Annotated in this window: 3 protein-coding genes; 2 read left to right on the forward strand and 1 reads right to left on the reverse strand. The window is 59.9% G+C overall.

Features of this window, described 5'->3' with window-relative positions; all coding sequences use genetic code 11:
• Nucleotides 1–836: CDF family Co(II)/Ni(II) efflux transporter DmeF (gene dmeF / locus I5W_RS25615; RefSeq protein WP_044531372.1), on the forward strand; the 836-nt coding region annotated here is incomplete at its 5' end.
• 105 nt (nucleotides 837–941) lie between these two features.
• On the opposite strand, the gene I5W_RS25620 is transcribed toward dmeF, so the two are convergent.
• A complete protein-coding gene (locus I5W_RS25620; RefSeq protein WP_017450912.1) occupies nucleotides 942–1,184 on the reverse strand; it encodes a hypothetical protein in 243 nt (80 codons plus the stop codon).
• 282 nt (nucleotides 1,185–1,466) lie between these two features.
• On the opposite strand from I5W_RS25620, the gene I5W_RS25625 reads away from it, so the two are divergent.
• Nucleotides 1,467–1,705 (forward strand): acyltransferase family protein (locus I5W_RS25625; RefSeq protein WP_044531373.1); only part of this gene is annotated, 239 nt, incomplete at its 3' end.

Consider the following 1,705-nt stretch of genomic DNA (forward strand, 5'->3'; position numbering starts at 1 on the left):
CCGGCTCCATGGGCCTGCTGGCCGATGGCTTCCACATGCCCACCCATACCGGAGCACTGGCCATCGCCGCCGGCGCCTACGTCTTCGCTCGTCGCCACGCCCATGACAGCCGCTTCAGCTTCGGCACCGCAAAGGTGGGCGACCTGGCCGGTTTTGCCTCGGCCCTGGTGCTGGCGGTGATCGCCGTGGGCATCGGCGGCGAATCCCTGTGGCGCCTGGCCAGTCCTGACACGGTCAACTTCGGCGAAGCCATTCCGATTGCCGTGGTCGGATTGATCGTCAACATCGCCAGTGCCTTGCTGCTGATGGAGGGACATCATGACCATGGCCATCATCATGGACATCACGAACATCATGCTCATGGGCATCATGCGCATGACGAACACGAACATACGCACCATCAGGATCACCACCATGCAGGCCACGACAACAACCTGCGTTCGGCCTATCTGCACGTGGTCGCCGACGCCCTCACCTCGGTGCTGGCCATCGCCGCCCTGCTGGCCGGGCTCTACCTCGGCTGGACTTGGCTGGACCCCTTGATGGGCGTGGTCGGCGCGGTGGTCATTGCGCGCTGGTCATACAGTTTGCTGCGTACCAGTGCGGGGGTGTTGCTGGATGTGACCGATGCCCAGGTCGCAGCCCGCATCGAGCAGGCACTCGCAAGTCAAGAGGTGCAGATCGATGACTTGCACGTCTGGCGCATCGGCCCTTCGGCACGGGCGGCCATCGTCAGCGTGAGTGCGTCCACGGCAGTGACCGAAGGACAGTTGCGCCACAAGCTGGCCGGACTGGGTGAGCTGCATCATCTGACGCTGGAACTCAGGCAACGATGAACACCACTGCCGACCTTGGCACAAGAGATAAAACGATAAAACGAAAAACAGCGGCTTGGGCCGCTGTTTTTACATGGATGAGCTGAAGCTTCAAGTGGCTCAGGCTCAATGCCAGCCGCGATGCCAGCCATAGTGCGGATGATGCCAACCCCAACCATAGTAGGAATGGTATTCCCACACCCAGCCGGGACCGGGCGAGGCATAGGTCGGCTGCACGTAGACCACGCCCGGTGGAGCAACATAGGTAGGCTGTGCGACATAGGCCGGCCGCACGGTCGGCGGCGTGACTACGCAGCCGCTCAAGGCGAAGGCTGCGGCCAGCGCTGGCATCAATACGAGGGATTTCATGCTTATGCTCCTGATCTTGTTTGGCGATTTGTCCCGGCGCGGATGAACGTCGGTGACCACATGAGGCGTGGTCATCAGATAACGAACCCAGCCGTACGGCAGCAGACTTCAAATTGTGTTTTTGTGTAACGCCATCGCTCCCGCCTCCCACTCTCCGCAAAAAAATACCCAAGCTCAACAGGGAACTACTAGCCTGCTGCCGCTCAAATTGCCAGCAGGTTTGGCCAACGACCCGCCGTCGCACCAATTCAATCACATTGACTAGTCAAAGATGGGCTGAACATGCAGCATAAAGACCATTTCCTCACACTCGACGGCTTTCGCGGGATAGCAGCCATTCTCGTGGTGCTCAGGCATACCACGCCCTACTTTGGCGACAATCCGTTTTTCTCAAGCTATCTCGCCGTAGACCTGTTCTTCCTGCTCAGTGGCGCTGTGGTAGCACGCTCTTATGAACATCGGCTCCAGCAGGACATGAGCCTGCGGCAGTTCATGTGGATCCGCCTGCTGCGCCTGTATCC

It is taken from the genome of Herbaspirillum sp. B65 (assembly GCF_000333555.1).
Taxonomy (GTDB): Bacteria; Pseudomonadota; Gammaproteobacteria; order Burkholderiales; family Burkholderiaceae_D; genus Herbaspirillum; species Herbaspirillum rubrisubalbicans.

Coding starts and splice junctions, on each gene's coding strand:
- I5W_RS25620 (WP_017450912.1), bottom strand. CDS start 1,184: ATGAAATCCCTCGTATTGATGCCAGCGCTGGCCGCAGCCTTCGCCTTG.